This window comes from Barrientosiimonas humi, assembly GCF_006716095.1.
GTDB classification, from domain to species: Bacteria; Actinomycetota; Actinomycetes; order Actinomycetales; family Dermatophilaceae; genus Barrientosiimonas; species Barrientosiimonas humi.
The window spans coordinates 370176-395349 of record NZ_VFOK01000001.1 but is presented as its reverse complement, the minus strand read 5'-3'; the positions used below and the strand labels follow the sequence as shown (position 1 = coordinate 395349).

At 70.7% G+C, this 25174-nt stretch carries 39 protein-coding genes; 5 read left to right on the top strand and 34 right to left on the bottom strand.

All coding sequences use genetic code 11. The features are described 5' to 3' along the window. The first annotated feature begins 55 nt into the window (after positions 1-55). From FB554_RS01930 to FB554_RS01910, 5 genes are all read left to right on the top strand, one after another. Positions 56-2014: an elongation factor G gene (locus FB554_RS01930; RefSeq protein WP_142004391.1), complete on the top strand. Its 1959-nt coding sequence runs from the start codon at positions 56-58 to the stop codon at positions 2012-2014. A gap of 39 nt (positions 2015-2053) precedes the next feature. Further along, positions 2054-2812, top strand: a complete 759-nt coding sequence (locus tag FB554_RS01925) for a LamB/YcsF family protein (RefSeq protein ID WP_142004390.1) — start codon at positions 2054-2056, stop codon at positions 2810-2812. Then, complete coding sequence (locus FB554_RS01920; protein ID WP_142004389.1) at positions 2812-3432, top strand: 5-oxoprolinase subunit B family protein; 621 nt, start codon at positions 2812-2814, stop codon at positions 3430-3432. The genes FB554_RS01925 and FB554_RS01920 overlap by 1 nt, the downstream gene beginning before the upstream one ends. Continuing rightward, positions 3429-4316 (top strand): 5-oxoprolinase subunit C family protein, encoded by an 888-nt coding sequence (locus FB554_RS01915; RefSeq protein ID WP_142004388.1) that lies wholly within the window; start codon positions 3429-3431, stop codon positions 4314-4316. The genes FB554_RS01920 and FB554_RS01915 overlap by 4 nt, the downstream gene beginning before the upstream one ends. Positions 4317-4443: 127 nt before the next feature. After that, the gene (locus tag FB554_RS01910) at positions 4444-5160 is read left to right on the top strand and encodes a DedA family protein (protein ID WP_142004387.1); all 717 of its coding nucleotides are present in this window, start codon (positions 4444-4446) and stop codon (positions 5158-5160) included. Here FB554_RS01910 and truA read toward each other — a convergent pair. The 34 genes from truA to rpsJ all read right to left on the bottom strand — a co-directional run bounded on the left by truA (position 5072) and on the right by rpsJ (position 24956). Beyond that, positions 5072-5959, bottom strand: coding sequence for a tRNA pseudouridine(38-40) synthase TruA (gene truA, locus FB554_RS01905; RefSeq protein WP_142004386.1), 888 nt, complete (start codon positions 5957-5959; stop codon positions 5072-5074). The two genes, FB554_RS01910 and truA, sit on opposite strands and share 89 nt — an antisense overlap. Before the next feature lie 9 nt (positions 5960-5968). Further along, on the bottom strand, positions 5969-7003 hold the full coding sequence (locus FB554_RS01900; protein WP_142004385.1) for a cation diffusion facilitator family transporter: 1035 nt from the start codon (positions 7001-7003) through the stop codon (positions 5969-5971). Continuing rightward, entirely contained in the window at positions 7000-7353 is a 354-nt protein-coding gene (locus FB554_RS01895; protein ID WP_142004384.1) for an ArsR/SmtB family transcription factor, read from the bottom strand. The genes FB554_RS01900 and FB554_RS01895 overlap by 4 nt, the downstream gene beginning before the upstream one ends. Positions 7354-7456: 103 nt before the next feature. After that, positions 7457-8248, bottom strand: coding sequence for a 50S ribosomal protein L17, sunset domain variant (rplQ, locus tag FB554_RS01890; protein ID WP_142004383.1), 792 nt, complete (start codon positions 8246-8248; stop codon positions 7457-7459). Between the two features lie 56 nt (positions 8249-8304). Next, a complete protein-coding gene (locus tag FB554_RS01885) occupies positions 8305-9339 on the bottom strand; it encodes a DNA-directed RNA polymerase subunit alpha (RefSeq protein ID WP_142004382.1) in 1035 nt (344 codons plus the stop codon). Positions 9340-9826: 487 nt separating this feature from the next. Continuing rightward, entirely contained in the window at positions 9827-10435 is a 609-nt protein-coding gene (gene rpsD / locus FB554_RS01880; RefSeq protein WP_142004381.1) for a 30S ribosomal protein S4, read from the bottom strand. A gap of 29 nt (positions 10436-10464) precedes the next feature. Beyond that, a complete protein-coding gene (gene rpsK, locus FB554_RS01875) occupies positions 10465-10872 on the bottom strand; it encodes a 30S ribosomal protein S11 (protein WP_142004380.1) in 408 nt (135 codons plus the stop codon). Positions 10873-10958: 86 nt separating this feature from the next. Further along, positions 10959-11336: a 30S ribosomal protein S13 gene (rpsM, locus tag FB554_RS01870; RefSeq protein ID WP_142004379.1), complete on the bottom strand. Its 378-nt coding sequence runs from the start codon at positions 11334-11336 to the stop codon at positions 10959-10961. Between the two features lie 202 nt (positions 11337-11538). Beyond that, on the bottom strand, positions 11539-11652 hold the full coding sequence (rpmJ, locus tag FB554_RS01865) for a 50S ribosomal protein L36 (protein ID WP_007928044.1): 114 nt from the start codon (positions 11650-11652) through the stop codon (positions 11539-11541). Positions 11653-11759: 107 nt separating this feature from the next. Next, the gene (gene infA / locus FB554_RS01860; RefSeq protein ID WP_006592631.1) at positions 11760-11981 is read right to left on the bottom strand and encodes a translation initiation factor IF-1; all 222 of its coding nucleotides are present in this window, start codon (positions 11979-11981) and stop codon (positions 11760-11762) included. Positions 11982-12116: 135 nt separating this feature from the next. After that, positions 12117-12959 carry a type I methionyl aminopeptidase gene (map, locus tag FB554_RS01855; RefSeq protein WP_142004378.1) on the bottom strand — a complete coding sequence of 281 codons (843 nt, stop codon included), beginning with the start codon at positions 12957-12959 and terminating at the stop codon, positions 12117-12119. A 14-nt stretch (positions 12960-12973) separates the two neighbouring features. Further along, positions 12974-13546, bottom strand: a complete 573-nt coding sequence (locus FB554_RS01850; protein ID WP_211344513.1) for an adenylate kinase — start codon at positions 13544-13546, stop codon at positions 12974-12976. Between the two features lie 52 nt (positions 13547-13598). Next, positions 13599-14921 (bottom strand): preprotein translocase subunit SecY, encoded by a 1323-nt coding sequence (gene secY / locus FB554_RS01845; RefSeq protein ID WP_142004377.1) that lies wholly within the window; start codon positions 14919-14921, stop codon positions 13599-13601. Positions 14922-15051: 130 nt separating this feature from the next. Next, positions 15052-15537, bottom strand: a complete 486-nt coding sequence (gene rplO / locus FB554_RS01840) for a 50S ribosomal protein L15 (protein ID WP_142004376.1) — start codon at positions 15535-15537, stop codon at positions 15052-15054. Further along, positions 15537-15719, bottom strand: coding sequence for a 50S ribosomal protein L30 (rpmD, locus tag FB554_RS01835; protein ID WP_142004375.1), 183 nt, complete (start codon positions 15717-15719; stop codon positions 15537-15539). Before rpmD ends, rplO begins: the two co-directional genes overlap by 1 nt. Beyond that, a complete protein-coding gene (gene rpsE / locus FB554_RS01830; protein WP_142004374.1) occupies positions 15719-16417 on the bottom strand; it encodes a 30S ribosomal protein S5 in 699 nt (232 codons plus the stop codon). Before rpsE ends, rpmD begins: the two co-directional genes overlap by 1 nt. 40 nt (positions 16418-16457) lie before the next feature. Then, positions 16458-16832 carry a 50S ribosomal protein L18 gene (rplR, locus tag FB554_RS01825; protein ID WP_142004373.1) on the bottom strand — a complete coding sequence of 125 codons (375 nt, stop codon included), beginning with the start codon at positions 16830-16832 and terminating at the stop codon, positions 16458-16460. A gap of 3 nt (positions 16833-16835) precedes the next feature. Next, positions 16836-17375, bottom strand: coding sequence for a 50S ribosomal protein L6 (gene rplF / locus FB554_RS01820; protein WP_142004372.1), 540 nt, complete (start codon positions 17373-17375; stop codon positions 16836-16838). Between the two features lie 27 nt (positions 17376-17402). Beyond that, on the bottom strand, positions 17403-17801 hold the full coding sequence (gene rpsH, locus FB554_RS01815) for a 30S ribosomal protein S8 (RefSeq protein WP_142004371.1): 399 nt from the start codon (positions 17799-17801) through the stop codon (positions 17403-17405). A gap of 94 nt (positions 17802-17895) precedes the next feature. Continuing rightward, positions 17896-18081 (bottom strand): type Z 30S ribosomal protein S14, encoded by a 186-nt coding sequence (locus tag FB554_RS01810; RefSeq protein ID WP_052594758.1) that lies wholly within the window; start codon positions 18079-18081, stop codon positions 17896-17898. 5 nt (positions 18082-18086) lie between these two features. Beyond that, positions 18087-18686, bottom strand: a complete 600-nt coding sequence (gene rplE, locus FB554_RS01805) for a 50S ribosomal protein L5 (RefSeq protein WP_142004370.1) — start codon at positions 18684-18686, stop codon at positions 18087-18089. After that, positions 18686-19057, bottom strand: coding sequence for a 50S ribosomal protein L24 (gene rplX / locus FB554_RS01800; RefSeq protein ID WP_142004369.1), 372 nt, complete (start codon positions 19055-19057; stop codon positions 18686-18688). Before rplX ends, rplE begins: the two co-directional genes overlap by 1 nt. Positions 19058-19061: 4 nt before the next feature. Continuing rightward, a complete protein-coding gene (rplN, locus tag FB554_RS01795) occupies positions 19062-19430 on the bottom strand; it encodes a 50S ribosomal protein L14 (protein WP_142004368.1) in 369 nt (122 codons plus the stop codon). Between the two features lie 100 nt (positions 19431-19530). After that, positions 19531-19827 (bottom strand): 30S ribosomal protein S17, encoded by a 297-nt coding sequence (gene rpsQ / locus FB554_RS01790; protein ID WP_142004367.1) that lies wholly within the window; start codon positions 19825-19827, stop codon positions 19531-19533. Position 19828: 1 nt separating this feature from the next. Further along, complete coding sequence (gene rpmC, locus FB554_RS01785) at positions 19829-20104, bottom strand: 50S ribosomal protein L29 (protein ID WP_142004366.1); 276 nt, start codon at positions 20102-20104, stop codon at positions 19829-19831. Further along, positions 20104-20523 carry a 50S ribosomal protein L16 gene (gene rplP / locus FB554_RS01780; RefSeq protein ID WP_142004365.1) on the bottom strand — a complete coding sequence of 140 codons (420 nt, stop codon included), beginning with the start codon at positions 20521-20523 and terminating at the stop codon, positions 20104-20106. Before rplP ends, rpmC begins: the two co-directional genes overlap by 1 nt. After that, the gene (rpsC, locus tag FB554_RS01775; protein ID WP_142004364.1) at positions 20523-21368 is read right to left on the bottom strand and encodes a 30S ribosomal protein S3; all 846 of its coding nucleotides are present in this window, start codon (positions 21366-21368) and stop codon (positions 20523-20525) included. The genes rplP and rpsC overlap by 1 nt, the downstream gene beginning before the upstream one ends. Beyond that, entirely contained in the window at positions 21368-21742 is a 375-nt protein-coding gene (rplV, locus tag FB554_RS01770; protein ID WP_142004363.1) for a 50S ribosomal protein L22, read from the bottom strand. Before rplV ends, rpsC begins: the two co-directional genes overlap by 1 nt. Positions 21743-21796: 54 nt before the next feature. Then, positions 21797-22078 (bottom strand): 30S ribosomal protein S19, encoded by a 282-nt coding sequence (gene rpsS, locus FB554_RS01765; RefSeq protein ID WP_142004362.1) that lies wholly within the window; start codon positions 22076-22078, stop codon positions 21797-21799. Between the two features lie 15 nt (positions 22079-22093). Further along, complete coding sequence (gene rplB, locus FB554_RS01760) at positions 22094-22930, bottom strand: 50S ribosomal protein L2 (protein WP_142004361.1); 837 nt, start codon at positions 22928-22930, stop codon at positions 22094-22096. 14 nt (positions 22931-22944) lie between these two features. After that, positions 22945-23244 carry a 50S ribosomal protein L23 gene (gene rplW / locus FB554_RS01755; protein WP_142004360.1) on the bottom strand — a complete coding sequence of 100 codons (300 nt, stop codon included), beginning with the start codon at positions 23242-23244 and terminating at the stop codon, positions 22945-22947. Positions 23245-23246: 2 nt separating this feature from the next. Continuing rightward, a complete protein-coding gene (gene rplD, locus FB554_RS01750) occupies positions 23247-23951 on the bottom strand; it encodes a 50S ribosomal protein L4 (RefSeq protein WP_142004359.1) in 705 nt (234 codons plus the stop codon). Positions 23952-23956: 5 nt separating this feature from the next. Further along, on the bottom strand, positions 23957-24622 hold the full coding sequence (gene rplC / locus FB554_RS01745; protein WP_142004358.1) for a 50S ribosomal protein L3: 666 nt from the start codon (positions 24620-24622) through the stop codon (positions 23957-23959). A 25-nt stretch (positions 24623-24647) separates the two neighbouring features. After that, positions 24648-24956 carry a 30S ribosomal protein S10 gene (gene rpsJ / locus FB554_RS01740; protein WP_006946210.1) on the bottom strand — a complete coding sequence of 103 codons (309 nt, stop codon included), beginning with the start codon at positions 24954-24956 and terminating at the stop codon, positions 24648-24650. Between the last annotated feature and the right edge of the window lie 218 nt (positions 24957-25174).

Sequence of the window (25174 nt, the reverse complement as noted above, 5' to 3'; positions counted from 1 at the left end):
CGCGCAGCTCCCAGCCAGTTCCGGACCCCCATCCGTTCTGCCCTGGAGCTGCCCCATGTCCTTGCTCAACCTCGGGATCGTCGCGCATGTTGACGCCGGCAAGACCAGCCTGACCGAGCGCCTCCTCTTCGAGGCCGGTGCCGTCGACTCCCTCGGCCGGGTCGACGACGGCACCACCGCCACCGACTCGATGGAGCTGGAGCGGCGCCGCGGGATCACCATCCGCGCGGCCGTCACCTCCTTCGCCCTCGACGACCTGGCCGTCACGATCCTCGACACCCCCGGCCACCCCGACTTCATCGCCGAGGTCGAGCGCTCGCTCGCCGTGCTCGACGCGGCGGTGCTCGTGCTGTCCGCCGTCGAGGGGGTCCAGCCGCAGACCGTCGTGCTGTGGCGCGCGCTGCGACGCATCGGAGTCCCAACCCTGTTGTTCGTCAACAAGATCGACCGATCGGGTGCCGATGTCGGTCGAGTCCTCACCGACGTACGTCGTCGGCTGGGTCCGCACGTCGCGCCTCTCACCCGCGCGCTCGGCGAGGGTACGAGAACCGCTGCGGCGCAGACGATCTCGTTGACCGACGAGGCGACCGTCGAAGCGGTCGCCGAGTCCGACGACCGTCTGCTGGAGCGGTGGGCGAACGCGGAGCCCATCGACCAGGTGGAAGTCGCAGAGGCGCTGCGCCGGGCCACCGCCGCCGGTCGGCTCGCCCCCGTGCTGGTCGGGTCGGCCGTGACCGGCGCCGGCCTCCCCCAGCTGCGGTCCGCGCTGCGGCAGGTCCTGCCCCGGGCGAGCGAGCAGCAGACCCCCACCGCCGCCAGCGTGTTCGCCGTCGACCACGACGCCGAGGGTGCACGCCGGGCGTGGATCCGCCTGTGGTCCGGTCAGATCCGGGTGCGCGAGCAGCTCGTCGTCGGTGACTCCGCGGCGCGCCGGGTCACCCGCATCGAGGTGAGTCGCCCGGGCGGGCTGCAGGACGAGCGGCGCGTGCGCGCCGGGGAGATCGCGGTGCTGCGCGGCCTGCCCGCCGCGCGCGTCGGTGACGTGGTCGGCCGACCGCCGCGACGACGAGCGCACCGCTTCCCGCCCACCACGCTCCAGGCCCTCGTCGAGCCGCTCGACCCCGCGCAGCGCACCGCGATGTTCGCCGGGCTGGCCGAGCTCGCCGACGAGGATCCGCTGATCGACCTGACCCTCGACGAGGAGGCGGGCGAGGCGGCGGTCCGGCTGCACGGCGAGGTGCAGAAGGAGGTCATCGAGGCGCTGCTGCGCGAGCGGTACGCCGTGGCCACCCGCTTCCTCCCCACCTCCGTCGTCTGCGTCGAACGGGTCGCCGGCACCGGGACCGGGCTCGACCGGATCAAGACCGGCGGCAACCCCTATCTCGCGACGATCGGGCTGCGGGTCGAGCCGGCGCCGGTCGGCTCCGGCGTGGCGTTCTCCCCCGGCGTCGAGCGGGGCAACCTGCCGCCGGCGTTCGTGGCCGCGACCGAGGAGGGGGTGCGCGCGGGGCTGCGGCAGGGGCGGTTCGGCTGGGAGGTGACCGACTGCCTCGTCACGATGACGGCCTCGGGGTACTACCCACGGCAGAGCAAGCCGCACCAGAAGTTCGACAAGTCGGTCTCGTCGGTGGCCGGCGACTTCCGCCACCTCGCCCCGGTCGTCCTGCGCGCGGCGCTCGACGAGGCGGGCACCCGGGTGTGCGAGCCGGTCGACCGGGTCGAGGTCGACCTGCCGGACGCGGCGTTCGGCACGGTCGTGTCGCTGCTCGGCCGGCTCGGGGGCACGCTGCAGACCTCGACCACCGACGGCAGCCACGCCCACCTGGAGGCCCACCTCGCCACCGACCAGGTGCCTCGCCTCGCCGCCCGGCTGCCCGACCTCACCGGCGGCGAGGGGTTGCTGGTCACGGCACTCGACCACCACGCCCCGGTGCGCGGCACCCCGCCCGTCCGGGCCCGGCGCGGGCCCGACCCCGCCGACCGGGAGGTCTGGTTCCGTGACGTGCCGCGGTGAGGAGGGCGTACGGGCGGGGGCAGGTGGCAGGCTTGCCCCATGGCGACCGTCGACCTCAACGCCGACCTCGGGGAGTCCTACGGCCGCTGGCAGCTCGGCGACGACGAGGCGCTGCTGCGGGTGGTCACCTCGGCCAACGTCGCGTGCGGCTTCCACGCGGGCGACCCGGCCACGCTCGTGCGCACCTGCGCGCTGGCGGCCGAGCAGGGGGTGAGCGTCGGGGCGCAGGTCGGCTATCACGACCTCGCGGGCTTCGGGCGGCGCTTCGTCGACGTCTCGCCGGACGACCTCTACGCCGACGTCGTCTACCAGATCGGGGCGCTCGACGCCGTGGCCCGCAGCCAGGGCACCCGGGTGCGCTACGTCAAGCCGCACGGCGCGCTCTACAACACCGTCGTGCACCACCAGGGGCAGGCGGCCGCGGTGGTCCGCGCGGTGAGCGAGCTCGACCCGACGTTGCCGCTGCTCGGCCTGCCCGGGTCTGTGCTGCTCGACCTGGCCGAGGACGCCGGGATCCCCACGGTCCGTGAGGCTTTCGCCGATCGTGCCTACACCGACGACGGCACGCTCGCGCCGCGCAGCGAGCCCGGCGCCGTGCTGCACGACGCCGACGAGATCGCCGATCGCGCCCGCCGGATGGTCGTCGAGGGCGTCGTCGAGACGACCTCGGGCGACACGGTCGCGGTCGACGCCGACTCGGTGTGCCTGCACGGCGACTCCCCCGACGCGGTCGCTGCCGCCACCGCCGTGCGCGCGGTCCTCGCCGACGCCGGAGTGACGATCCGGCCGTTCGCGTGATGCGGCTGCTGCCCGTCGGCGAGCAGGCGCTGCTGGTCGAGCTCGACGAGCCGGGGCACCGCCGCGCCCTCACCGCCGCGCTGCACGCCGAACCGCCGCCGGGCGTGCGCGAAATCGTCCCGGCGAGCCGCACCGTGCTGCTCGTGCTCGACCCGGGCGTCGACCCCAGCGCCCTCGCCGACGACCTGCGCGGCCGCCCGCTCGAGACGCCCACCGCCCCCGCAGCCGACGCGCCCACCGTGACCGTCCCCGTGACGTACGACGGCCCGGACCTGGCCGAGGTCGCCACCCTGCTGGACGTGTCGCCCGAGGAGGTCGTCCGCCGGCACACGGCTCAGACCTGGACCTGCGAGTTCCTCGGGTTCACACCGGGATTCGGCTACCTCTCGGGCGAGCGCGACGACCTCGCCGTGCCGCGCCGCGACACGCCCCGCACCCGCATCCCCGCCGGCTCGGTCGCCCTCGCGGCCGGGCTGAGCGCGGTCTACCCGTCCGACTCCCCCGGCGGCTGGCAGATCGTCGGGCGCACCGACGTCACGCTGTTCGACCCCGACCGCGACCCGCCCTCGCTGCTGCAGCCCGGCACCCTCGTGCGGTTCACCGACGGGGAGGCACCGTGAGTCTCCTCGTCGAGCAGGTCGACCGGCTCGCGCTCGTGGAGGACCTGGGCCGCCCCGGCCACCGCGCCCTCGGCGTGCCCCCGTCCGGGGCGGCCGACCGCACCACGCTGCGCGCGCTCAACCGGCTGCTCGGCAACGATCCCGGGGCGGCGGCCGTCGAGACGCTGCTGGGTGGGCTGCGGCTGCAGGTCGAGGCGCCCGTGACCGTCGCCGTCGGCGGCGCGCCGTGCGTGGTCACGGTCGACGACCAGCAGGTCGGCCTCGGCCTGCCGGTCGCCCTCGCCGCCGGGCAGACCCTCACCCTGGGAGCGGCCTCGGCCGGCCTGCGCACCTATCTCGCCGTGCGCGGCGGCGTCGCCGAGTCCGTCGACGTCCCCACGGTTCTCGGCAGCCTGAGCAGCGACCCCACCTCGGGCCTCGGCCCCGCCCCGCTGCGCCCCGGCGTCCGGCTCGAGGTCGGCCGACCCGCCGGCTCCGTGGCGGTGGACCGGCAGGTCGCGCCGTTCGCGCTGCCCACCACCGGCCTGACGCTCGGCGCCACCTGGGGCCCGCGCGCCGACTGGCTGACCGACGCGAGCCGCGACCGCCTCGACGGCGCCTGGACCGTCTCCGCGGACACCGACCGGGTGGGCGTGCGGCTCGACGGACCCGCGCTCGACCGCAGCCGGGACGACCAGCTGCCCAGCGAGGGGGTGGTGCGCGGCTGCGTGCAGGTGCCGCCCGACGGCCGCCCCATCGTGTTCCTCGCCGACCACCCCACCACCGGCGGCTATCCGGTGGTCGCCGTGCTCGACCCGGCCGAGACCGACCTGCTGGCGCAGCTCACCCCCGGCACCGACGTACGCCTTCGGCTGCGCCCGAGCCGGCTCGCGGGGATATCGTGACGGCCGGCACGCCGGGTGACACGTTCGGCAGACGCCCAGCAACCATCCAGCCGGGTGTGCTGGACTGCCACCTCGACCCGACACCAGATCGCCGCCGTGCGACGACGACCTCCCAGGAGCCCCCTCCATGATCGCCAGCACGGCGCAGCAGGCGCTGCACGCCCTGCCGACGTCCGCCGCCGACCCCGGCCAGCCCGGCGGGATCGCCGGATTCACCGTGGACATGATGGAGGCGCTCGGGGCTCCGGGTGCCGGACTCGCCGTCGCGCTCGAGAACCTCTTCCCCCCGATCCCGAGCGAGGTCATCCTGCCGCTCGCGGGGTTCACCGCGGCGCAGGGCAGCATGTCGCTGGTCGGCGCCATCGTCTGGACGACGATCGGCTCGGTGGTCGGGGCGCTGACGCTCTACTGGATCGGTGCGCTGGTCGGGGTCGAGCGGCTGCGCCTGATCGCCGAGCGCATGCCGCTGCTCGACGCGGCCGACGTCGACAAGTCGGTCGGCTGGTTCGACCGGCACGGCGAGAAGGCCGTCTTCTTCGGCCGCATGGTGCCGCTGGTGCGCAGCTTCGTGTCGATCCCCGCGGGGGTCCAGCGCATGAACCTGCTGCGCTTCACGCTGCTCACGGGCCTCGGCAGCCTGATCTGGAACAGCGTGTTCATCGTCGCCGGCTACCAGCTGGGCCGGCGGTGGTACCTCGTCGAGAACGTCACCGGCCCGATGCAGAAGGTCGTCGTCGTCGTTCTCGCGATCCTGATCATCTGGTGGGTGGTTCGCCGGGTCCGGGCTCGTCGGGCGCGCGACGCGCAGTCGCCGGAAGCTCACGGGTCGCGCGAGCCTGAGTAGCCCGCTCGGCCAGCCGGTCGTCCGGCGGGTAGACCACCTCGACGAGCGACAGGCCGTGCGGGGGCATCACCGCCACCGCCGGGTCGCGCCGACCTGCCGACAGCACCTGTGCCGGCCAGTCGACCTCCCGCCGCCCCTCGCCCACGGGCACCACGGCCCCGACCAGCGAACGCACCATCGAGTGGCAGAACGCGTCGGCCAGCACGGTCGCTTCGAGCACCCCGTCGGCCCCGCGCACCCATGAGTAGTCCAGCAGCGTGCGCACCGTCGTCGCGCCCTCCCGCTTCTTGCAGAACGCGGCGAAGTCGTGCAACCCCAACAGGTTTCGTGCGGCGGCGTCCATCGCGGCGACGTCGAGCGCCCGCTTGTGCACGACGGTGTCGCGCCGACGGACCGGGTCCAGCCGACGTACGTCGTCGCACAGCCGATAGCGGTACCGGCGCCGCAGCGCGGAGAACCTCGCGTCGAACCCCTCCGGCGCCACCTGGACGTCCCGCACGACCACGTCGGGCGGCAGCACGCCGTTGAGGCGGGTGACGGCCGCCTCCTGGGGCGTCCGGTCGGAGCGGCCGGGCAGCGCAGCGAACGCGGCCTCGTCGACGTCGGCGTGGCAGACCGCGCCGGCCGCGTGCACCCCGGCGTCGGTGCGCCCGGCCACCACGAGCCGCACCGGCTCCGGGGCGCGCAGCACCCGGCTCAGCGCCGCCGACAGCTCGCTCTCGACCGCCCGCCGCCCCGGCTGGGCAGCCCACCCGGAGAAGTCGGTGCCGTCGTAGGCGAAGTCGACTCGGAGGCGCACCCGCCGAGTCTAGGCGGCGTCCTCACCCTCGGTGCAGCCGCTGAGCTCGGTGCGCGCGGGCCTGGGACTGACATGGATCACGGCCGCGGTCATCCTCGGAAGCTGCCCCATGAGGCGCTGCTCGACGCGATGGGCGACGTCGTGCGCCGCCTCGGCGGTGGCACGCCCGGCCACCTCCACGTCAGCCTCCGCGTGCAGCGTGTGGCCGATCCACCGCAGCCGCACGGACCGGACACCCAGCACCCCTGGGGTGTCGCGCATGACGGCACGCGCGCGCCCGACCAGGTCGGGGTCGACGGCGTCCATCAGGCGAGCCCCGACCTGCTTGGCGGCCGAGCGCAGCACCCCGAGGATGGCGACCGCGATCAGCAGGCCGATGACCGGGTCGGCCCACGACCACCCGACCGCGACGCCGATCGCGCCCAGCACGACCGCCAGCGAGGTGAAGCCGTCGGTGCGCGCGTGCAACCCGTCGGCGACCAGCGCGGCCGAACCGATCTGCCGCCCCACCCGGATGCGGTACCGGGCGACCAGCTCGTTGCCGGCGAACCCGATGAGTCCGGCGAGCGCCACGGCCCAGACGTAGGAGACCCCGCGCGGGTCCATCAACCGGGAGATCGCCTCCCATCCCGCGAGCACGCTGGACAGGGCGATCATCACGATGACGAAGAGACCGGCGAGATCCTCGGCCCGGCCGTAACCGTAGGTGAACCGGTCGTTCGCCGGGCGCCGCGCCAGCCAGAACGCGACGAGCAGCGGGATGGCCGTCGCGGCGTCGACGAGGTTGTGCAGCGTGTCGCCCAGCAGGGCGACCGACCGGGTGAAGACCACCACGATCCCCTGCAGCAGGGCCGTGACCAGCAGCGCCGCCAGGCTGATCCACAGCGCCCGACGGCCCCGGGCGTCGGCCTCGAGCGCCTCGTCCACCTGGTCGGCAGCATCGTGCGAGTGGCCGCCGAGCAGCTCCGAGGTGGCATGCCGCACGCGCGCCCAGGCGCCCACCTCGTGCTCGTGGTCGTGACCGTGCTCGTGCCGGCCGGTCATGACTCTCCTGCGACGCGGTGGTGCGCCGGGACGTCGTCCAGCAGGTGCTCCACGTGTCCGATCGCGTCGGTGACCAGCTGACGCACGTGGTCGTTCTCCACCCGGTACAGCACCGAGGTCCCCTGCTTGCGCGTGATCACCAGGCGCGCCATCCGCATCTTCGCCAGATGCTGCGACACCGCGGGGGTCGGCTTCCCCAGGGCAGCGGCGAGCTCGGAGACCGAGCGCTCCTCGTCGAGCAGCAGACCGGCCAGCTGCAGCCTCGTGGGGTCGGCCAGCACCCGCAGGACCTCGACCGCCAGGGTCACGACGTCCTCGCTCCAGGCCGGAGGATGCGTACTTGCATGCATGCGCAAATACTAGCGCTCAACGCCTGACCCACGACAGACCGCCGCCCCGGCACGATCGAGTCGTGCCGGGGCGGCGGTGCGTGCTGCGCGGGTGCGCGACCGGTCAGGCGTCCTTGTCGGCCTGCTGGGCGTCCTCGCCACCGGCGGGCGCGAAGCCCGCGGCGACGGCGGCGTCCGCGGTGCGGAACCAGACCTCGGCCTCGGTGGAGTCGTACCAGCGCGAACCGGGCACGTGGTACTTCATCGAGTCCTTGTTGCCCTTGACGTCGAAGCCCTCGGGGGCCGAGCCGTCGGCGGTCGGGGCGGCCGAGTCGGGGCCGAAGCCACCGTCGGTGCCCTCGCCGGCGTCCTTGGCCTCGTCGGCAGCGGCGGCGTCGTCGACCGGCGCCTCGGTGGCCGCAGCGGTCTCGGCGTCGACGACCGGCGCGGCGGCGGTGGCCTGCGGCTCGGTGGTCTCCTCGGCGGCGGACTCCTTGGCCGCGCGCTTGGTGGCGCCCTCGGCCTCGGCGACGACGGCGCGCTTGGGCTTGCTCACGACGGCCTCGCGCACCAGCTCGATCACGGCCATGGGGGCGTTGTCACCCTTGCGCGGCGCGATCTTGGTGATGCGGGTGTAGCCGCCGGGACGCTCGGCCATGTCGGGCGCGATCTCCTCGAACAGCCGGTGCACGACGCCCTTGTCACGGACGACCGTGAGCACGCGACGGCGCGAGTGCAGGTCGCCACGCTTGGCGAAGGTCACCAGACGCTCGGCGAGCGGACGCAGCCGCTTGGCCTTGGCCTCGGTGGTGGTGATGCGGTCGTGCTCGAACAGCTGCGTAGCCAGGTTGGCCAGGATGAGCCGCTCGTGCGCGGGGCCGCCGCCGAGGCGGGGGCCCTTCGTGGGGGTAGGCATGGTGTCTCCTTCTCGCTCCGGCGTACGCCCTCGCGGGCTCGGCCGGTCTCAGCGGCTCAGTACTGCTCGTCCTCGGCGAAGCTGGCGTCGTCGCCCTCGCCCTGCAGGTCGTCGTCCTCGTAACGGTCGGCGATGGCGCTCGCGTCGAACCCGGGCGGGCTGTCCTTGAGCTGCAGACCCATCTCGCGCAGCTTGTCCTTGACCTCGTCGATCGACTTGGCCCCGAAGTTGCGGATGTCGAGCAGGTCGGCCTCGCTGCGACCCACGAGCTCACCCACGCTGTGGATGCCCTCGCGCTTGAGGCAGTTGTAGGACCGCACGGTCAGCTCGAGGTCCTCGATCGGCAGCGCCAGGTCGGCGGCCAGGGCCGCGTCGGTCGGCGACGGGCCCATGTCGATGCCCTCGGCCTCGACGTTGAGCTCGCGGGCCAGGCCGAACAGCTCGACCAGGGTCTTGCCGGCGGAGGCCATCGCGTCGCGCGGGGCCATCGAGTTCTTGGTCTCGACGTCGACGATGAGCTTGTCGAAGTCGGTGCGCTGCTCGACTCGGGTGGCCTCGACCTTGTAGGTCACGGCCAGCACGGGGCTGTAGATCGAGTCGACCGGGATGCGGCCGATCTCGTTGTCGGCCGACTTGTTCTGCTGCGCCGAGACGTAACCGCGGCCGCGCTCGACGGTCAGCTCCATCTCGAGCTTGCCCTTGTCGTTCAGGGTCGCGATGTGCAGGCCGGCGTTGTGCACCTCGACACCGGCGGGCGGCGCGATGTCGGCAGCGGTGACCGCGCCGGGGCCCTGCTTGCGCAGGTACATCACGACCGGCTCGTCGTGCTCCGAGGAGACGACCAGGCCCTTGATGTTGAGGATGATCTCGGTGACGTCCTCCTTGACCCCGGGGACCGTGGAGAACTCGTGCTGCACACCGTCGATCCGCAGGCTCGTGACCGAGGCACCGGGGATCGAGGAGAGCAGCGTACGACGCAGGGAGTTGCCGAGCGTGTAGCCGAAGCCCGGCTCCAGCGGCTCGATGACGAACCGGGACCGGTTCTCGGAGACAACGTCCTCGCTGAGGGTGGGGCGCTGTGCGATGAGCACGGTGATTTCCTTCCCACGGGCGACCGCTATATGACGCCTCGTGAAGACCAGCAGTCACATCGGTCCGTGAACTGCCGTATTCGGTTGTGGTTCTGCACTGGCCTCGATACGGACTCGGCTAGCGCCTCGCCCCACTCGACCAACGTGTGCCGGTCTCGATACGGGCTCGGCTAGCGCCTCGCCCCACTCGACCAACGTGTGCCGGTCTCGATACGGGCTCGGCTACCGCCTCGCCCCACTCGACCAACGTGTGCCGGTCTCGATACGGGCTCGGCTAGCGCCTCGCCCTACTCGACCAGCGTGTGGCAAGAGCCCGGGAGACCCGGCCACCTCAGAAGGTCGACGGCCGCGAGGCGACGACCAGGGCGGGCGGCGGACGGAGCGAGCGTGCGAGCCCGTCCGCCGCCCGGCCTGCGAGGAGCCGAGCCAAAGAGCGCGGCAGCTGAGCGGGGAGCGGTACGACGAAGAACGACGCGACGAAGGAGCGTCAGTTCTTCGAGTACAGCTCCACGATCAGCTGCTCGGTGAGCGGAACATCGATCTGCTCGCGCACCGGGAGCTGGTGGATCAGGATCTGCAGGGTGCCGTCGGAGACGTGCATCCACGCCGGGACGGGACGCTCGCCGAAGGTCTCCCGAGCCAGCTGGATCGGGAAGGTCTCGCGCGACTTCTCGCGGACGGTGATGATGTCGTACTGCTCGACCCGGTAGGACGGGACGTCGACGCGCTGGCCGTTGACCTCGAAGTGACCGTGCGTCACGAGCTGGCGGGCCGCACGGCGGGTGCGGGCGAGGCCGGCGCGGTAAACGACGTTGTCGAGCCGCGACTCCAGCAGGATGAGCAGGTTGTCACCGGTCTTGCCGGGGCGACGCGCCGCCTCCTTGTAGTAGCGGACGAACTGCTTCTCCATGACGCCGTAGGTGAAGCGAGCCTTCTGCTTCTCCTGCAGCTGGGTCAGGTACTCCTTCTCCTGCACCCGGCCACGGCCGTGCTGGCCGGGCGGGAAGGGGCGCATCTCGAAGTTCTTGTCGCCGCCGACGAGGTCGGTCTTGAGCCGGCGCGACTTCTTGGTGATGGGGCCGGTGTAACGGGCCATGGTTCGTATCTCCTAGGAAGGTCGGCCGGTCAGACGCGACGGCGCTTGGGCTGGCGAACGCCGTTGTGCGGCGTGGGGGTGACGTCGCTGATGGCACCGACCTCGAGGCCGGTGGCGGTCAGCGAGCGGATCGCGGTCTCACGACCGGAGCCCGGGCCCTTGACGAAGACGTCGACCTTGCGCATGCCGTGCTCCATGGCGCGGCGGGCGGCGGCCTCGGCCGCCATCTGCGCGGCGAACGGGGTGGACTTGCGCGAGCCCTTGAAGCCGACCTGGCCGGCGGAGGCCCACGAGATCACGGCACCGGTCTCGTCGGTGATGGACACGATGGTGTTGTTGAACGTGCTCTTGATGTGCGCCTGGCCGGCGGCGACGTTCTTCTTGACCTTGCGGCGCACCTTCTTGGCGCCCGCGGACCCTCGGGTCTTGGGAGGCATGGTGTTTCTCCTGTGCTAGCGGAATAAGGCTTTGGGGTACGTCCGGCTGTGCTGTCTCGTCTCAGTCGGACCGATGACAGCGGGACTTACTTGGTGGCCTTCTTCTTGCCAGCCACAGTCCGCTTCGGACCCTTGCGGGTGCGGGCGTTGGTCTTGGTGCGCTGGCCGTGGACCGGCAGGCCCCGGCGGTGGCGCAGACCCTGGTAGCTGCCGATCTCGACCTTGCGGCGGATGTCGGCGGCGACCTCACGGCGCAGGTCGCCCTCGAGGCGGAAGCTGCTCTCGAGGTGGTCGCGCAGCTTGACGACCTCTTCCTCGCTGAGGTCGCGCACGCGGGTGTCGGGGCTGACGCCCGTCGCGGCGAGGGTCTCGGCGGCGCGGGTCTTGCCGACGCCGAAGATGTAGGTCAGGGCGACCTCGACGCGCTTCTCGCGCGGCAGGTCGACTCCGATGAGTCGTGCCATGGTGGCGGGTTCTCCTTGGGTGCGGTGCGAAGGTGTGAGACGCACCGCCGGTCCCGCGTCAGCCGGAGTGGCTGGTTGCTGGGTCCCCGGCCTTCGCGCCGGGGGTGACGTCCTGCGGTCGGCCGGAGCTGACCGGCAGGGGTCGGGTGGTGCGTGGATGCAGTTGTGGCGTGCGGTCGAAGACCGCGAGTCGTGCTGGTGCTCAGCCCTGGCGCTGCTTGTGGCGCAGGTTGTCGCAGATCACCATGACCCGGCCGTTGCGGCGGATCACCTTGCACTTGTCGCAGATCTTCTTGACGCTCGGCTGGACCTTCATCTGCCTACCGTCTCGAAGTCAGGCCGAATCACGGGGACGTGAGTCGACGGGTGGGTTTTCTCGGGGTGGTGCGCACGGGCCCGGCCGGATGGCCGGTCCCGCCTGGGTCAGCGGTAGCGGAAGACGATCCGGCCGCGGGACAGGTCATACGGGCTGAGCTCGACCACGACCCGGTCCTCGGGGAGGATCCGGATGTAGTGCTGACGCATCTTCCCGGAGATGTGAGCGAGCACCTTGTGACCGTTGGTCAGCTCCACCCGGAACATCGCGTTCGGGAGAGCTTCGACGATCGTGCCCTCGATCTCGATGACACCGTCCTTCTTGGCCATGTCCTCCACAATCCGTTGGTTGGCGGCCGCCCCCTCGGATGGGAACGACCAGGACGATCACGCACAGACGTGACCGAGGATCAAGTTTACGCGCAGGGGTGTCGTTCCGCGAAATCGGGCGGTGCAGGGCGTACGTCAGCCGTCGAGCGGGGCGTACCGGTCGCCCAGGCGCGCCTCGCCGCCGTCGGCGGCGGTCAGCACCCACAGCCCACCGGGGGTGACGGCGACGGTCTGCTCCCAGTGCGCACCGCGCGAGCCGTCGTCGGTGACGACGGTCCAGTCGTCGTCGAGCTCGTGCGACTCGTGGGTGCCGAGGGTGATCATCGGCTCGATGGCGATCGTGGCGCCGACGCGCACCTTGGGCCCGCGCTCGCGCACCCGCTCGTTGTAGACCGAGGGCTCCTGGTGCATCTCGGTGCCGATGCCGTGGCCGGTGTAGCCGTCGAGGATCCCGAACGTGCGACCGCGCCGGGCCGCCTCGGCCTCGACCAGGTCCTGCACGGCCGCCCCGACCTCGTGCAGCCGCTCCCCCGGGTGCAGCGCCCGGATGCCCGCCCACAGCGCGTCCTCGGTCACGGCGTTGAGCTCGAGGTCCTCGGGCCGGGCGGCGGCCTCTCCCCCGACCACCGCGGTGAACGCGGCGTCGCCGTGCCAGCCGTCGACGATCGCGCCGCAGTCGACCGACACCAGGTCGCCGGCCTCGAGCACCCGCTCACCGGGGATGCCGTGCACGACCTCGTCGTTGACGCTGACGCACACGACGCCCGGGAAGCCGTGGTAACCGAGGAAGCTCGGCGTCGCCCCGGCCTGCTCGATGACCCGCGCGGCGACCGCGTCGAGGTGACCGGTGGTGCGCCCCGGGGCCAGCTCGGCCGCGACGGCGTCCAGCGCCTGCCGGACGACCATCCCGGCCCGGCGCATCGTGCGCACCTGGTCGGGGGTCTTGGCGGGCAGGGTCGATCGACCGAGGCGAACCATGGACGGGCCGCGGGTCAGCGGCCGAGGCCGTCGAGGACGGCCCCGATGCGGCCGGCGACCTCGTCGACCGAGCCCATGCCGTCGATCTCCACGAGCCGGCCGCGCTCGGCGTAGTAGGCGGCCAGCGGCGCGGTTTCCCGCTCGTAGATGGCCTGCCGCTCGCGGATGACCTCTTCGGTGTCGTCGGTGCGACCGGAGGTGCGCGCGCGCTCGAGCAGACGCTGCACCAGCTCACCCTCGACGACGGTCAGCTTGAGCACCGCGTCCAGCGGCTGGCCCTGCTGCTCCATGAGCGCGTCGAGCGCCTGCACCTGCGGCATGGTGCGCGGGTAGCCGTCGAGCAGGAACCCCTGCTGCGCGTCGGGCTGCGCCAGCCGGTCGGCGACGATCTGGTCGGTGACCTCGTCGGGCACGTAGCCGCCCGAGTCGAGGATGCCCTTGACCTGCAGCCCCAGCGGGGTCTCGTTCTTGATGTTGCTGCGGAAGATGTCGCCGGTGGAGATGTGCGGGATGCCCCGCTCGGCAGCGAGCCGCTCGGCCTGCGTGCCCTTTCCGGCACCGGGCGGTCCAAGGATGATCAAGCGCATGACGGAGACTCCCTGAGCGATCGAGAACGAGCACGGTGGTCGGCCGCAGCCGTCACCGCAAGAACCCTTCGTAGTGGTGCTGCTGCAGCTTGGCGTCGATCTGCTTGACGGTTTCGAGCCCGACACCGACGAGGATGATGATCGAGGCACCGCCGAACGGGAAGTTCTGGTCGGCCCCCAGCACGTCGAACGCGACGAGCGGGATCAGCGCCAGCACCGACAGATAGATCGCACCCACGGTCGTGATGCGGTTGAGCACGTAGCCGAGGTACTGCGCGGTGGCCTTGCCCGCGCGCACGCCCGGGATGAAGCTGCCGGCCTGCTTGAGGTTGTCGGCGACCTCGTCGGGCTGGTAGGTGATCGACACGTAGAAGAACGTGAAGAACAGGATCATGCCGGTGAACAGCGCGGCGTACCAGACACCGCCGGTCGTCGGCGAGAGGTTCTCGGTGACCCACTGCGCCCAGGCGGCCGGCTCCTCGGTCGAGCCCGGCGCCGGCATCGTGAACTGCGCGAGCAGCGTCGGCAGCGACAGCAGCGAGCTGGCGAAGATCAGCGGGATCACGTTGGCCATGTTCAGCTTCAGCGGGATGTACGTCGTCGTCCCGCCGTAGGACCGACGCCCGATCATCCGCTTGGCGTACTGCACCGGGATGCGGCGCTGGGAGTTCTCGACGAAGACCACGGCCGTGGTGATCGCGAGGCCCATGACGATCACCAGGGCGAAGCGGCCCCAGCCCTGGGTGCGGATCGCCCAGATCGAAGCGGGCACGCTGGCAGCGATCGAGGTGAGGATCAGCAGCGACATGCCGTTGCCGACGCCGCGCTCGGTGACCTGCTCACCCAGCCACATGACCAGGCCGGTGCCGGCGGTCAGCGTGAGCACCATGATGACCAGGGTCGGCAGGCTCTGGTCGGGCATGATCTGCGTGCACTGCGCGCCGAGCAGCGCCCCCGGGTTGCGCGCGGCGGTGGTGACGAGGGTGGCCGACTGCAGCAGCGCCAGTCCGATCGTGAGATAACGCGTGTACTGCGTCATCTTCGCGGTGCCGCTCTGCCCCTCCTTCTTCAGCTGCTCGAAGCGCGGGATGACCACCGTCAGCAGCTGCACGATGATGCTGGCCGTGATGTACGGCATGATCCCGAGCGCGAAGATGCTCAGCTGCAGCAGCGCGCCACCGCTGAACAGGTTGGCCAGGCCCAGCAAATTGCCGCTGGAGGACGCAGCCCGCTGGCACTGCTGCACCAGGTCGTAGCTGATGCCCGGGGTCGGGATGTGCGAGCCGAGGCGGAAGAGCGCCATCACCGCGAGGGTGAAGAAGATCTTCTTGCGCAGATCCGGCGTCCGGAACGCGCGGCCGAGGGCGGTGAGCACTGGTCCTCCTGCGTGCCACCGTCGGTGGCTGGTCGTGAACGAAAAGAGACGATACCTGCAGCACGACGCCCCGGGCGCTCCGGCCCGTGCAGGGCCGGTTCACCCGGGGCGTCGCACTACTGAGACGGGGTCACGCGCTGGTGACCGAACCGCCCGCAGCCTCGATCTTCTCCTTGGCAGAGCCGGAGAACTTGTCGGCCGTGACGTTGACCGCCACGGTCAGCTCGCCGGTGCCGAGCACCTTCACCGGGCGGCCCTTGCGGACCGCGCCCTTGGCCACGAGCTCGGCCACCGTCACGTCGCCGCCCTCGGGGAACAGCGTCGAGATGGTGTCGAGGTTCACGACCTGGTAGTACACCTTGCTCGGGTTGCGGAACCCACGCAGCTTCGGGAGCCGCATGTGGATCGGCGTCTGACCACCCTCGAACCCGGCGGGCACCTGGTAGCGGGCCTGGGTGCCCTTGGTGCCGCGGCCGGCGGTCTTGCCCTTGGAGCCCTCACCGCGACCCACGCGGGTCTTGGCGGTCTTGGCGCCGGGGGCCGGACGCAGGTGGTGCAGCTTCAGCGCGTGGACCTTCTCGTCCGCGCCCTTCTCGGCCTTCGTGCTGTCGGCCATCAGTCAACCTCCTCCACGGTCACCAGGTGGGCGACCGAACGGACCATGCCGCGGAACTCGGGCCGGTCCTCCTTGACGACGGTGTGGCCGATGCGCTTCAGACCCAGCGAACGCAGGGTCTCGCGGTGCTGCGGCTTGCCGCCGATCTCCGAACGGATCTGGGTCACCTTCAGCTGCGACATCACGCCCCCGTCCCGGCTGCAGCAGCCGCCTTCTCGGCCTTCTCGGCCTGGCCCTCGGCCATCGCGCGCTGCATGGCAGCGGGGGCGACGGCGTCCAGCGGCAGGCCACGACGCGCGGCGACGGCCTCGGGCCGCTCCAGGCCCTGCAGCGCGGCCACGGTCGCGTGGACGATGTTGATCGCGTTGTCCGAGCCGAGCGACTTGGACAGCACGTCGTGGATGCCGGCGCACTCCAGCACGGCGCGCACCGGACCACCGGCGATCACACCGGTACCGGGCGAGGCCGGACGGAGCAGGACGACACCGGCCGCGGCCTCACCCTGCACGGGGTGCGGGATGGTGCCCTGGATGCGCGGGACGCGGAAGAAGTTCTTCTTCGCCTCCTCGACACCCTTGGCGATCGCGGCGGGGACCTCCTTGGCCTTGCCGTAGCCGACACCGACGGTGCCGTCGCCGTCACCGACGACGACCAGCGCGGTGAAGCTGAAGCGGCGGCCACCCTGCACGACCTTGGCCACGCGGTTGATGGTGACGACGCGCTCGAGGTACTGGTTGCGGTCGTCGCCGCCACCGCGACGGTTGTCGCGGTCGCGACCGCCGCGGCCGCCACCCCGGCGGTTGTCGCGGTCGTTGCTGTTGGTGTTGTCGCTCGCACCCTGGGCGTTACCAGCGGCGCCTCGACGCTGTGGTCCAGCCATCAGTGGTTCCTCTTCTCGAAGCGGTTGTTCAGGGCGACGTTCACAGGGTCAGGCCTCCCTCGCGGGCGCCGTCGGCGATCGCCGCGACACGACCGGCGTAGCGGTTGCCGCCACGGTCGAACACGACGGCCTCGACTCCACTCGCCTTGGCCCGCTCGGCGAGCAGCTCGCCGACGCGCTTGGCCTTGGCGGTCTTGTCGCCGTCGAAGCCGCGCAGGTCGCTCTCCATCGTCGAGGCCGACGCGAGCGTCTTGCCCACGGTGTCGTCGACCAGCTGCACGAAGACGTGGCGGCTGGAGCGCGACACGACCAGGCGGGGACGCTCGGGCGTGCCCGTGACGTGCTTGCGCACGCGCAGGTGACGACGGTCGCGAGCGGCGCTCTTGCTGCTGGCGCGCTTGATGATCTTTGCCATGGCTTACTTACCGGCCTTTCCGACCTTGCGGCGGATGTGCTCGCCCTCGTAGCGCACGCCCTTGGCCTTGTAGGGGTCGGGACGACGCAGCTTGCGGATGTTGGCCGCGACCTCACCGACGAGCTGCTTGTCGATGCCCGAGACCGAGAACCGGGTCGGGTTCTCGACGGCGAACTGGATCCCCTCGGGGGCCTTCACCGTGATCGAGTGGCTGTAGCCGAGAGCGAACTCCAGGTCGGTGCCGCGCGCGGTGACGCGGTAACCGGTGCCGTGGATCTCCAGCTTCTTGGTGAAGCCGTCGGTCACCCCGACGACCATGTTGTTGATGAGGCTGCGGGTCAGGCCGTGCAGCGCACGCGACTCGCGCTCGTCGTCGGGGCGGGCGACCTCGACGGCACCGTCCTCACCCTTGGCGACAGTGATGGGCTCGGCGACGGTGAGCGCCAGCTGGCCCTTGGGGCCCTTGACGCTGACGTCCTGCCCCTCGATGGTCACCTCGACACCACTCGGCACCGGGACCGGAAGACGTCCGATTCGTGACATCTGTAGATCTCCTCCTTGGTCCCTAGATCACCAGACGTAGGCGAGGACTTCCCCGCCCACACCCTTGGCGGCCGCCTGCTTGTCGGTCAGGAGGCCGGACGACGTGGAAATGATGGCGACGCCCAGCCCGCCCAGAACCTTCGGCAGGTTCGTGGACTTGGCGTAGACGCGCAGACCTGGCTTGGACACCCGCCGGACGCCCGCGATGGAGCGCTCCCGGTTGGGGCCGTACTTCAGGTCGATGGTCAAAGTCTTGCCCACCTCGGCGTCCTCGACCTGCCAGCCGGCGATGTAGCCCTCGGCCTCCAGGATCTCCGCGATGTGCGACTTCAGCTTCGAGAACGGCATGGACGTCGAGTCGTGGTGCGCCGAGTTGGCGTTCCGCACTCGCGTCAGCATGTCCGCGATCGGGTCGGTCATGGTCATGGTGGGCTTCTGCCCTTCCTCACCGGGGTTTCAGCTGCGGGCGGTTCGCCGCGGCCGACCTACGGTGTTGGTGAGTCGGTGAAAGGTGGGGTGCTTACCAGCTGCTCTTGGTGACGCCCGGGAGCTCGCCCCGGTGCGCCATCTCGCGCAGGCAGATCCGGCACAGGCCGAACTTGCGGTAGACCGAGTGCGGACGGCCGCACCGCTGGCAGCGGGTGTAGGCGCGCACCGCGAACTTCGGCTTCTTGTTCGCCTTGTTGACAAGCGCAGTCTTGGCCATCGTTCTCAGTTCTCCCGGAACGGGAAGCCCAGCTGCTTGAGCAGGGCCCGCCCCTCGTCGTCGTTGGTGGCGGTGGTGACGACCGTGATGTCCATGCCGCGGACGCGGTCGATCTTGTCCTGGTTGATCTCGTGGAACATGGACTGCTCGTTGAGACCGAAGGTGTAGTTGCCGTTGCCGTCGAACTGCTTGGGCGACAGGCCACGGAAGTCACGGATGCGCGGCAGCGCGATCGCGATCAGCCGGTCCAGGAACTCCCACATCATGTCGCCGCGCAGCGTGGTGTGCGCACCGATCGGCATGCCCTCGCGCAGCTTGAACTGCGCGATGGACTTGCGCGCCTTGGTCACCGCCGGCCGCTGGCCGGTGATGGTCGCGAGGTCGCGGATGGCGCCCTCGATCAGCTTGGAGTCCTTGGCGGCGTCGCCGACACCCATGTTGACGACGACCTTGGTCACGGTCGGCACCTGCATGGGGTTGGCGAAGCTGAACTGCTCCTGCAGGGCGTCCTTGATCTCCTCGCGGTAGCGCTGCTTGAGCCGCGGGGCGACCTTCTCGGCCGGAGCGTCGGCCACGGTCTCGGTGGTCTCGGTCACGTCAGTCATCACAGGTCCTTACCGGTCCGCGCGGAAACCCGGGTGCGGACCGTCTTGGTACGACCGTCGCGCTCCACCTGCTCCTCGCGGATGCGCACGCGCGTCGGCTTGTTGTCCTCGGGGTCGACGATGGCCACGTTGCTCACGTGGATCGGCGCCTCGACGACCTCGATGCCACCCGAGGCAGAGCCACCGGCACCGGCACGCGTGTGCTTGGTGATCCGGTTGACGCCCTCGACCAGCACGCGCTGGCTCTCGGGGTAGACCGCGATGACCTTGCCCTGCTTGCCCTTGTCGCCGCCCTTGTCCTGGCTGCGACCGGTGATGACCTGCACGAGGTCGTTCTTCTTGATCTTCATCTTCGGCTTGTTGGTCGCCATGGCCTCAGAGCACCTCCGGCGCGAGCGAGATGATCTTCATGAAGCGCTTGTCACGCAGCTCACGACCCACCGGGCCGAAGATGCGCGTTCCGCGCGGGTCGCCGTCGCCCTTGAGGATGACGGCGGCGTTCTCGTCGAACTTGATGTAGGAACCGTCCGGGCGGCGCTTCTCCTTGACGGTGCGCACGATGACGGCCTTGACGACATCGCCCTTCTTGACGTTGCCGCCGGGGATGGCGTCCTTGACGGTGGCCACGATGGTGTCACCGATGCCGGCGTAGCGACGGCCCGAGCCGCCGAGAACCCGGATGCACAAGATCTCCTTGGCACCGGTGTTGTCGGCGACGCGAAGTCGCGACTCCTGCTGGATCACAGTTTCTCTCCTGTCGTCTCACTGGTTCTCGGACCGCCGCGGCGGCGCGAGCCTGGTGGAACGGATACGGGTCTTGGTTCGGGGTCGGGCCCCGGACGTCTTACTTGGCGCGCTCGAGGATCTCGACCAGACGCCACCGCTTGGTGGCGGACATCGGGCGAGTCTCCATGATGAGAACGCGGTCGCCGATGCCGGCGGTGTTCTCCTCGTCGTGCGCCTTCACCTTGCTGGAGCGGCGCATGACCTTGCCGTAGAGCGCGTGCTTGACGCGGTCCTCGACCTCGACCACGACGGTCTTGTCCATCTTGTCGCTCACCACGTAACCCCGACGGGTCTTGCGGTAGTTGCGGTCGGTGTCGGCCTGGCCGGTCTCGACGTCGGCGGTGTTGTCGGCCATGTCAGCCCACACTCTCCTTCTCGTTCTGCTCGGCCGGCTCGGTCTCGGCCTGCGGCGCGCGGCCGATGCTCAGCTCGCGCTCGCGCATCTCGGTGTAGATCCGCGCGATGTCCTTGCGGACCGCCCGGAGCCGGGCGTTGTTCTCCAGCTGGCCGGTGGCCGACTGGAACCGCAGGTTGAACAGCTCCTGCTTGGCCTTGCCGAGCTCCTCACGGAGCGCCGCGTCGTCCATGCCGCGCAGCTGCTCGGGCATCAGGTCCTTGGAACCGACTGCCATCAGAAGTCACCACCCTCACGCGCGACGAAGCGGCACTTCATCGGCAGCTTGTGCATCGCCAGGCGCAGCGCCTCGCGTGCCACCTCTTCGGACACACCCGACAGCTCGAACATGACGCGGCCGGGCTTGACGTTGGCGACCCACCACTCGGGCGAGCCCTTACCGGAACCCATGCGGGTCTCGGCGGGCTTCTTGGTGAGCGGGCGGTCCGGGTAGATGTTGATCCAGACCTTTCCGCCACGCTTGATGTAGCGGGTCATCGCGATACGAGCGGACTCGATCTGACGGTTGGTGACGTACGCCGGCTCCAGGGCCTGGATGCCGTAGTCACCGAACGCCACGGTGGTGCCGCCCTTGGCAGCGCCGCCACGCTTGGGGTGGTGCTGCTTGCGGTGCTTGACTCGACGGGGAATCAGCATCAGGACTCGCCTCCCTCGGTGCTCGTCGCCTCGGCGGGAGCGGCCTCGGTCGCCGGAGCGGCGGCCGGGGTCTCCTGCGCGGGAGCAGCGTCGCGGCGGCCACGGCCACCCCGGTCGCCACGGTCGCCACGGCCCGGACGGTCGCCGTCACGACGGCCGCGCGACGGGCGCGACGGGGCGGCGGCCTGCTCGCGCGCCAGCTCCTTGGCGGTGAGGTCACCCTTGTAGATCCAGACCTTCACGCCGATGCGGCCGAAGGTGGTGCGGGCCTCGTAGAAGCCGTAGTCGATGTTCGCGCGCAGCGTGTGCAGCGGAACCCGACCCTCGCGGTAGAACTCGGTGCGGCTCATCTCGGCGCCACCGAGGCGACCGGAGACCTGCACCCGGATGCCCTTGGCACCGGCCCGGCTCGCCGACTGCATGCCCTTGCGCATCGCGCGTCGGAACGACACGCGGGCGGAGAGCTGCTCGGCGATGCCCTGGGCGACCAGCTGAGCGTCGGCCTCGGGGTTCTTGACCTCGAGGATGTTCAGCTGAACCTGCTTGCCGGTGAGCTTCTCCAGCTCACCGCGCAGGCGGTCGGCCTCGGCGCCGCGGCGGCCGATGACGATGCCCGGACGGGCGGTGTGGATGTCGACGCGGACCCGGTCACGGGTGCGCTCGATCTCGACCCGGCTGATGCCGGCCCGCTCCATGCCCGTGGACATGAGGCGGCGGATCGCGACGTCCTCCTTGACGTAGTCGCGGTAACGCTGACCCGGCTTGTTGCTGTCAGCGAACCAGCGGCTCTTGTGCTCGGTGGTGATGCCGAGTCGGAAGCCGTTCGGGTTGACCTTCTGACCCATCAGTTGCCTCCCTCGGCGGTCGTCTTCTGCGGCTGTGCGACACGCACCGTGATGTGGCTGGTGCGCTTGTTGATCCGGCTCGCGCGGCCCTGGGCCCGCGGGCGGAACCGCTTCATGGTCGGGCCCTCGTCGACGTACGCCTCGCTCACCACGAGCGTGCGCTCATCGAACGGCGCGGAAGCCTGGTCGGCTGCATAGCGCGCGTTGGCGATCGCGCTCTCCAGCACCTTGCGGATCTGCTCGCTCGCCCCCTGGGGCGCGAACTGCAGCACCGCGACGGCCTCGGTGGCCTGCTTCCCACGGATCAGGTCCACGACGCGGCGGGCCTTCTGCGGCGTCACACGGACGTACCGCGCCTGCGCCTTGGCTTCCATCGCTGTACCTCTACTGTCGTTCGTCTCAGTCATGGCTCGTCACGGGCCACCGCGTCAGCGGCGGCGCCCCTTCCGGTCGTCCTTCTCGTGACCCTTGAAGGTGCGGGTCGGGGCGAACTCGCCGAGCTTGTGACCGACCATCGCCTCGGTCACGAAGACCGGGACGTGCTTGCGGCCGTCGTGCACCGCGAGGGTGTGGCCGAGCATGTCGGGGGTGATCATCGACCGGCGGGACCAGGTCTTGATGACGTTCTTGGTGCCCGCCTCGTTCTGCGCCTCCACCTTCTTGGCAAGGTGGTCGTCGACGAAGGGGCCCTTCTTCAGGCTGCGTGGCATCTCGAATGGCTCCTATCAGCGCTTCTTGCCAGTACGGCGGCGACGCACGATGAGCTTGTCGCTCTCCTTGTTGGGGCGGCGGGTGCGGCCCTCGGGCTGACCCCACGGGCTGACCGGGTGGCGTCCACCGGAGGTCTTGCCCTCACCACCACCGTGCGGGTGGTCAACCGGGTTCATCGCGACACCGCGCACGGTCGGGCGCTTGCCCTTCCAGCGCATGCGGCCCGCCTTGCCCCAGCTGATGTTGCTCTGCTCGGCGTTGCCGACCTCGCCGACGGTGGCGCGGCAGCGCACGTCGACGTTGCGGATCTCACCGGAGGGCATGCGCAGCTGCGCGTAGGGGCCGTCCTTGGCGACGAGCTGCACGCGGGCGCCGGCCGAGCGGGCGATCTTCGCACCGCCACCGGGCCGCAGCTCGATGCAGTGGACGACCGTACCGGTCGGGATGTTGCGCAGCGGCAGGTTGTTGCCGGGCTTGATGTCGGCGTTGGGGCCGTTCTCGATCCAGTCGCCCTGCTTCAGCCGGCTCGGCGCGATGATGTAGCGCTTCTCGCCGTCGGCGTAGTGCAGCAGCGCGATGCGGGCGGTGCGGTTGGGGTCGTACTCGATGTGAGCGACCTTCGCGCGGATGCCGTCCTTGTCGGCGCGACGGAAGTCGATGACGCGGTAGGCGCGCTTGTGGCCACCACCGATGTGCCGGGTGGTGATGCGGCCCGAGGCGTTGCGGCCGCCGGACTTGGTCAGCGGGCGGACCAGCGACTTCTCCGGCGTCGAGCGGGTGACCTCGGCGAAGTCGGCCACGCTCGAGCCGCGACGACCGGGGGTCGTCGGCTTGTACTTACGGATAGCCATCAGTCAGTCCCTCCTCAGCCAACCTGGCCGAAGATGTCGATCGAGCCCTCGCGCAGCGAGACGATCGCGCGCTTGGTGTCCTTGCGCTTGCCCGTGCCGAAGCGGGTCCGGCGGGTCTTGCCCGGGCGGTTCATGGTGTGCACCGAGTCGACCTTCACGCCGAAGACCTGCTCCACGGCCACCTTGATCTCGGTCTTGTTGGCCCGCGGGTCGACGAGGAAGGTGTACTTGCCCTCGTCGAGCAGGCTGTAGGACTTCTCCGAGACGACCGGCGCGATCAGGATGTCGCGCGGGTCCTTGCGTCCAGTGCTCATGGTCAGTTGTCCCCTTCGCTCTGCTCGGCCTCGACCGGAGCCTTCTTGGCCTCCTTGGCGGCCTTCGCCGCGACCCGGGCCTGCTCGCCGAAGCTCAGGAAGTGCTCGAGCGCGGCCTGGGTGAAGACCACGTCGTCGGCGCACAGCACGTCGTAGGTGTTGACCTGGTCGGACCAGATCAGGTGCACGTCGGCGAGGTTGCGCACGCTCTTGGCGCCGACCTCGTCGTCGCGGTGCAGCACCACGAGCAGGTTCTTGCGCTCGCTGAGCCCGTCCAGCAGCGTCGCCGCGGACCGCGTCGACGGGGCGTCGCCCTCGACGACACCGGCCACGACGTGGATGCGGCCGTGCCGCGCCCGGTCGGAGAGGGCGCCGCGCAGCGCGGCAGCCTTCATCTTCTTCGGGGTGCGCTGGCTGTAGTCACGCGGCTGCGGGCCGTGGACGGTGCCACCGCCGGCGAACTGCGGCGCGCGGGTCGAGCCCTGACGCGCCCGGCCGGTGCCCTTCTGGCGGTACGGCTTGCGGCCACCGCCGCGGACCTCGCCGCGGGTCTTGGTGGCGTGGGTGCCCTGGCGCGCAGCGGCGAGCTGGGCCACGACCACCTGGTGGATCAGCGGGACGTTGGTCTGCACGTCGAAGATCTCGGCGGGCAGCTCGGTGGTGCCGGACTTGGCACCGGTCGGCCCCAGGATGTCGACGGTCGTCATCTCGCTCAGGCCTCCTTCGCAGCGGTCTTCGCGGCCGACTTGACGAGGACGATGCCGCCGCGGGGACCGGGCACAGCGCCCTTGACCAGCAGCAGACCCTTCTCGGCGTCGACGGCGTGGATGGTGAGGTTCTGGGTCGTCTGGCGCACGCCGCCCATGCGGCCGGCCATGCGCATGCCCTTGAAGACACGACCCGGGGTGGCGCAGCCACCGATCGAACCCGGCTTGCGGTGGTTGCGGTGCGCACCGTGCGAGGCGCCGACACCGGAGAAGCCGTGACGCTTCATGACACCGGCGAAGCCCTTGCCCTTGGTGGTGCCGACGACGTCGACGACCGCGCCGGCCTCGAAGGCCTCGGCGGTGATCTCCTGGCCGGGGGCGTACTCGGCGGCGTCGGAGGTGCGCACCTCGACGAGGTGACGACGCGGGGTCACGCCGGCCTTGTCGAAGTGGCCCTTCAGCGGCTTGGTGACCTTGCGCGGGTCGATCTGGCCGTAGCCGATCTGCACCGCGTGGTAGCCGTCGTCGTCACCGCGGACCTGCGTGACGACGCAGGGGCCCGCCTGGATGACGGTGACGGGGACGAGGCGGTTCTCGGCGTCCCAGACCTGGGTCATGCCGAGCTTCTCGCCGAGGACGCCCTTGACCGGGCGCTCCGTGATGTGAGTCATGGTGAGTCGTTCCTCCCTTGCCCGGTCAGAGCTTGATCTCGATGTTGACGTCGGCCGGGAGGTCCAGACGCATCAGCGAGTCGACAGCCTTGGGGGTCGGGTCCACGATGTCGATCAGGCGCTTGTGCGTGCGCATCTCGAAGTGCTCGCGGCTGTCCTTGTACTTGTGCGGCGACCGGATGACGCAGAAGACGTTCTTCTCCGTCGGCAGCGGCACGGGGCCCACGACCGTGGCACCGGCACGGGTCACCGTGTCGACAATCTTGCGCGCCGAGCTGTCGATGACCTCGTGGTCGTACGACTTCAGCCGGATGCGGATCTTCTGTCCCGCCATTCGCTCGCGTCTCTCTCTCGCGTCCAACAACAACAAACGTCCGTGGCCGGTGCGTCGGGCTTGTGCTCCGACCCACGCGCTCGGGTGTGTCGCGGTGGCCTCGCGGCACACCGGAACGATCGATCCGATGGTGTGGGTCGGTCCTGACGGACCGGGGCTTGCTCCGATGTGCGGCGGCCCCGCGAACGGGTCCTGCGCGCTGCTCGGGGGTGACGGGC

Coding starts and splice junctions, on each gene's coding strand:
- FB554_RS01930 (WP_142004391.1), top strand. CDS start 56: ATGTCCTTGCTCAACCTCGGGATCGTCGCGCATGTTGACGCCGGCAAG.
- FB554_RS01925 (WP_142004390.1), top strand. CDS start 2,054: ATGGCGACCGTCGACCTCAACGCCGACCTCGGGGAGTCCTACGGCCGC.
- FB554_RS01920 (WP_142004389.1), top strand. CDS start 2,812: ATGCGGCTGCTGCCCGTCGGCGAGCAGGCGCTGCTGGTCGAGCTCGAC.
- FB554_RS01910 (WP_142004387.1), top strand. CDS start 4,444: ATGATCGCCAGCACGGCGCAGCAGGCGCTGCACGCCCTGCCGACGTCC.
- FB554_RS01900 (WP_142004385.1), bottom strand. CDS start 7,003: ATGACCGGCCGGCACGAGCACGGTCACGACCACGAGCACGAGGTGGGC.
- FB554_RS01895 (WP_142004384.1), bottom strand. CDS start 7,353: ATGCATGCAAGTACGCATCCTCCGGCCTGGAGCGAGGACGTCGTGACC.
- rplQ (WP_142004383.1), bottom strand. CDS start 8,248: ATGCCTACCCCCACGAAGGGCCCCCGCCTCGGCGGCGGCCCCGCGCAC.
- rpsD (WP_142004381.1), bottom strand. CDS start 10,435: ATGGCCCGTTACACCGGCCCCATCACCAAGAAGTCGCGCCGGCTCAAG.
- rpsK (WP_142004380.1), bottom strand. CDS start 10,872: ATGCCTCCCAAGACCCGAGGGTCCGCGGGCGCCAAGAAGGTGCGCCGC.
- rpsM (WP_142004379.1), bottom strand. CDS start 11,336: ATGGCACGACTCATCGGAGTCGACCTGCCGCGCGAGAAGCGCGTCGAG.
- rpmJ (WP_007928044.1), bottom strand. CDS start 11,652: ATGAAGGTCCAGCCGAGCGTCAAGAAGATCTGCGACAAGTGCAAGGTG.
- infA (WP_006592631.1), bottom strand. CDS start 11,981: ATGGCCAAGAAGGACGGTGTCATCGAGATCGAGGGCACGATCGTCGAA.
- map (WP_142004378.1), bottom strand. CDS start 12,959: ATGGTTCGCCTCGGTCGATCGACCCTGCCCGCCAAGACCCCCGACCAG.
- FB554_RS01850 (WP_211344513.1), bottom strand. CDS start 13,546: ATGCGCTTGATCATCCTTGGACCGCCCGGTGCCGGAAAGGGCACGCAG.
- rplO (WP_142004376.1), bottom strand. CDS start 15,537: ATGGCCGACAGCACGAAGGCCGAGAAGGGCGCGGACGAGAAGGTCCAC.
- rpmD (WP_142004375.1), bottom strand. CDS start 15,719: ATGTCGCAGCTGAAGGTGACCCAGATCCGTTCGGAGATCGGCGGCAAG.
- rpsE (WP_142004374.1), bottom strand. CDS start 16,417: ATGGCTGGACCACAGCGTCGAGGCGCCGCTGGTAACGCCCAGGGTGCG.
- rplR (WP_142004373.1), bottom strand. CDS start 16,832: ATGGCAAAGATCATCAAGCGCGCCAGCAGCAAGAGCGCCGCTCGCGAC.
- rplF (WP_142004372.1), bottom strand. CDS start 17,375: ATGTCACGAATCGGACGTCTTCCGGTCCCGGTGCCGAGTGGTGTCGAG.
- rpsH (WP_142004371.1), bottom strand. CDS start 17,801: ATGACCATGACCGACCCGATCGCGGACATGCTGACGCGAGTGCGGAAC.
- FB554_RS01810 (WP_052594758.1), bottom strand. CDS start 18,081: ATGGCCAAGACTGCGCTTGTCAACAAGGCGAACAAGAAGCCGAAGTTC.
- rplE (WP_142004370.1), bottom strand. CDS start 18,686: ATGACTGACGTGACCGAGACCACCGAGACCGTGGCCGACGCTCCGGCC.
- rplX (WP_142004369.1), bottom strand. CDS start 19,057: ATGGCGACCAACAAGCCGAAGATGAAGATCAAGAAGAACGACCTCGTG.
- rpsQ (WP_142004367.1), bottom strand. CDS start 19,827: ATGGCCGACAACACCGCCGACGTCGAGACCGGCCAGGCCGACACCGAC.
- rpmC (WP_142004366.1), bottom strand. CDS start 20,104: ATGGCAGTCGGTTCCAAGGACCTGATGCCCGAGCAGCTGCGCGGCATG.
- rplP (WP_142004365.1), bottom strand. CDS start 20,523: ATGCTGATTCCCCGTCGAGTCAAGCACCGCAAGCAGCACCACCCCAAG.
- rpsC (WP_142004364.1), bottom strand. CDS start 21,368: ATGGGTCAGAAGGTCAACCCGAACGGCTTCCGACTCGGCATCACCACC.
- rplV (WP_142004363.1), bottom strand. CDS start 21,742: ATGGAAGCCAAGGCGCAGGCGCGGTACGTCCGTGTGACGCCGCAGAAG.
- rpsS (WP_142004362.1), bottom strand. CDS start 22,078: ATGCCACGCAGCCTGAAGAAGGGCCCCTTCGTCGACGACCACCTTGCC.
- rplB (WP_142004361.1), bottom strand. CDS start 22,930: ATGGCTATCCGTAAGTACAAGCCGACGACCCCCGGTCGTCGCGGCTCG.
- rplW (WP_142004360.1), bottom strand. CDS start 23,244: ATGAGCACTGGACGCAAGGACCCGCGCGACATCCTGATCGCGCCGGTC.
- rplD (WP_142004359.1), bottom strand. CDS start 23,951: ATGACGACCGTCGACATCCTGGGGCCGACCGGTGCCAAGTCCGGCACC.
- rplC (WP_142004358.1), bottom strand. CDS start 24,622: ATGACTCACATCACGGAGCGCCCGGTCAAGGGCGTCCTCGGCGAGAAG.
- rpsJ (WP_006946210.1), bottom strand. CDS start 24,956: ATGGCGGGACAGAAGATCCGCATCCGGCTGAAGTCGTACGACCACGAG.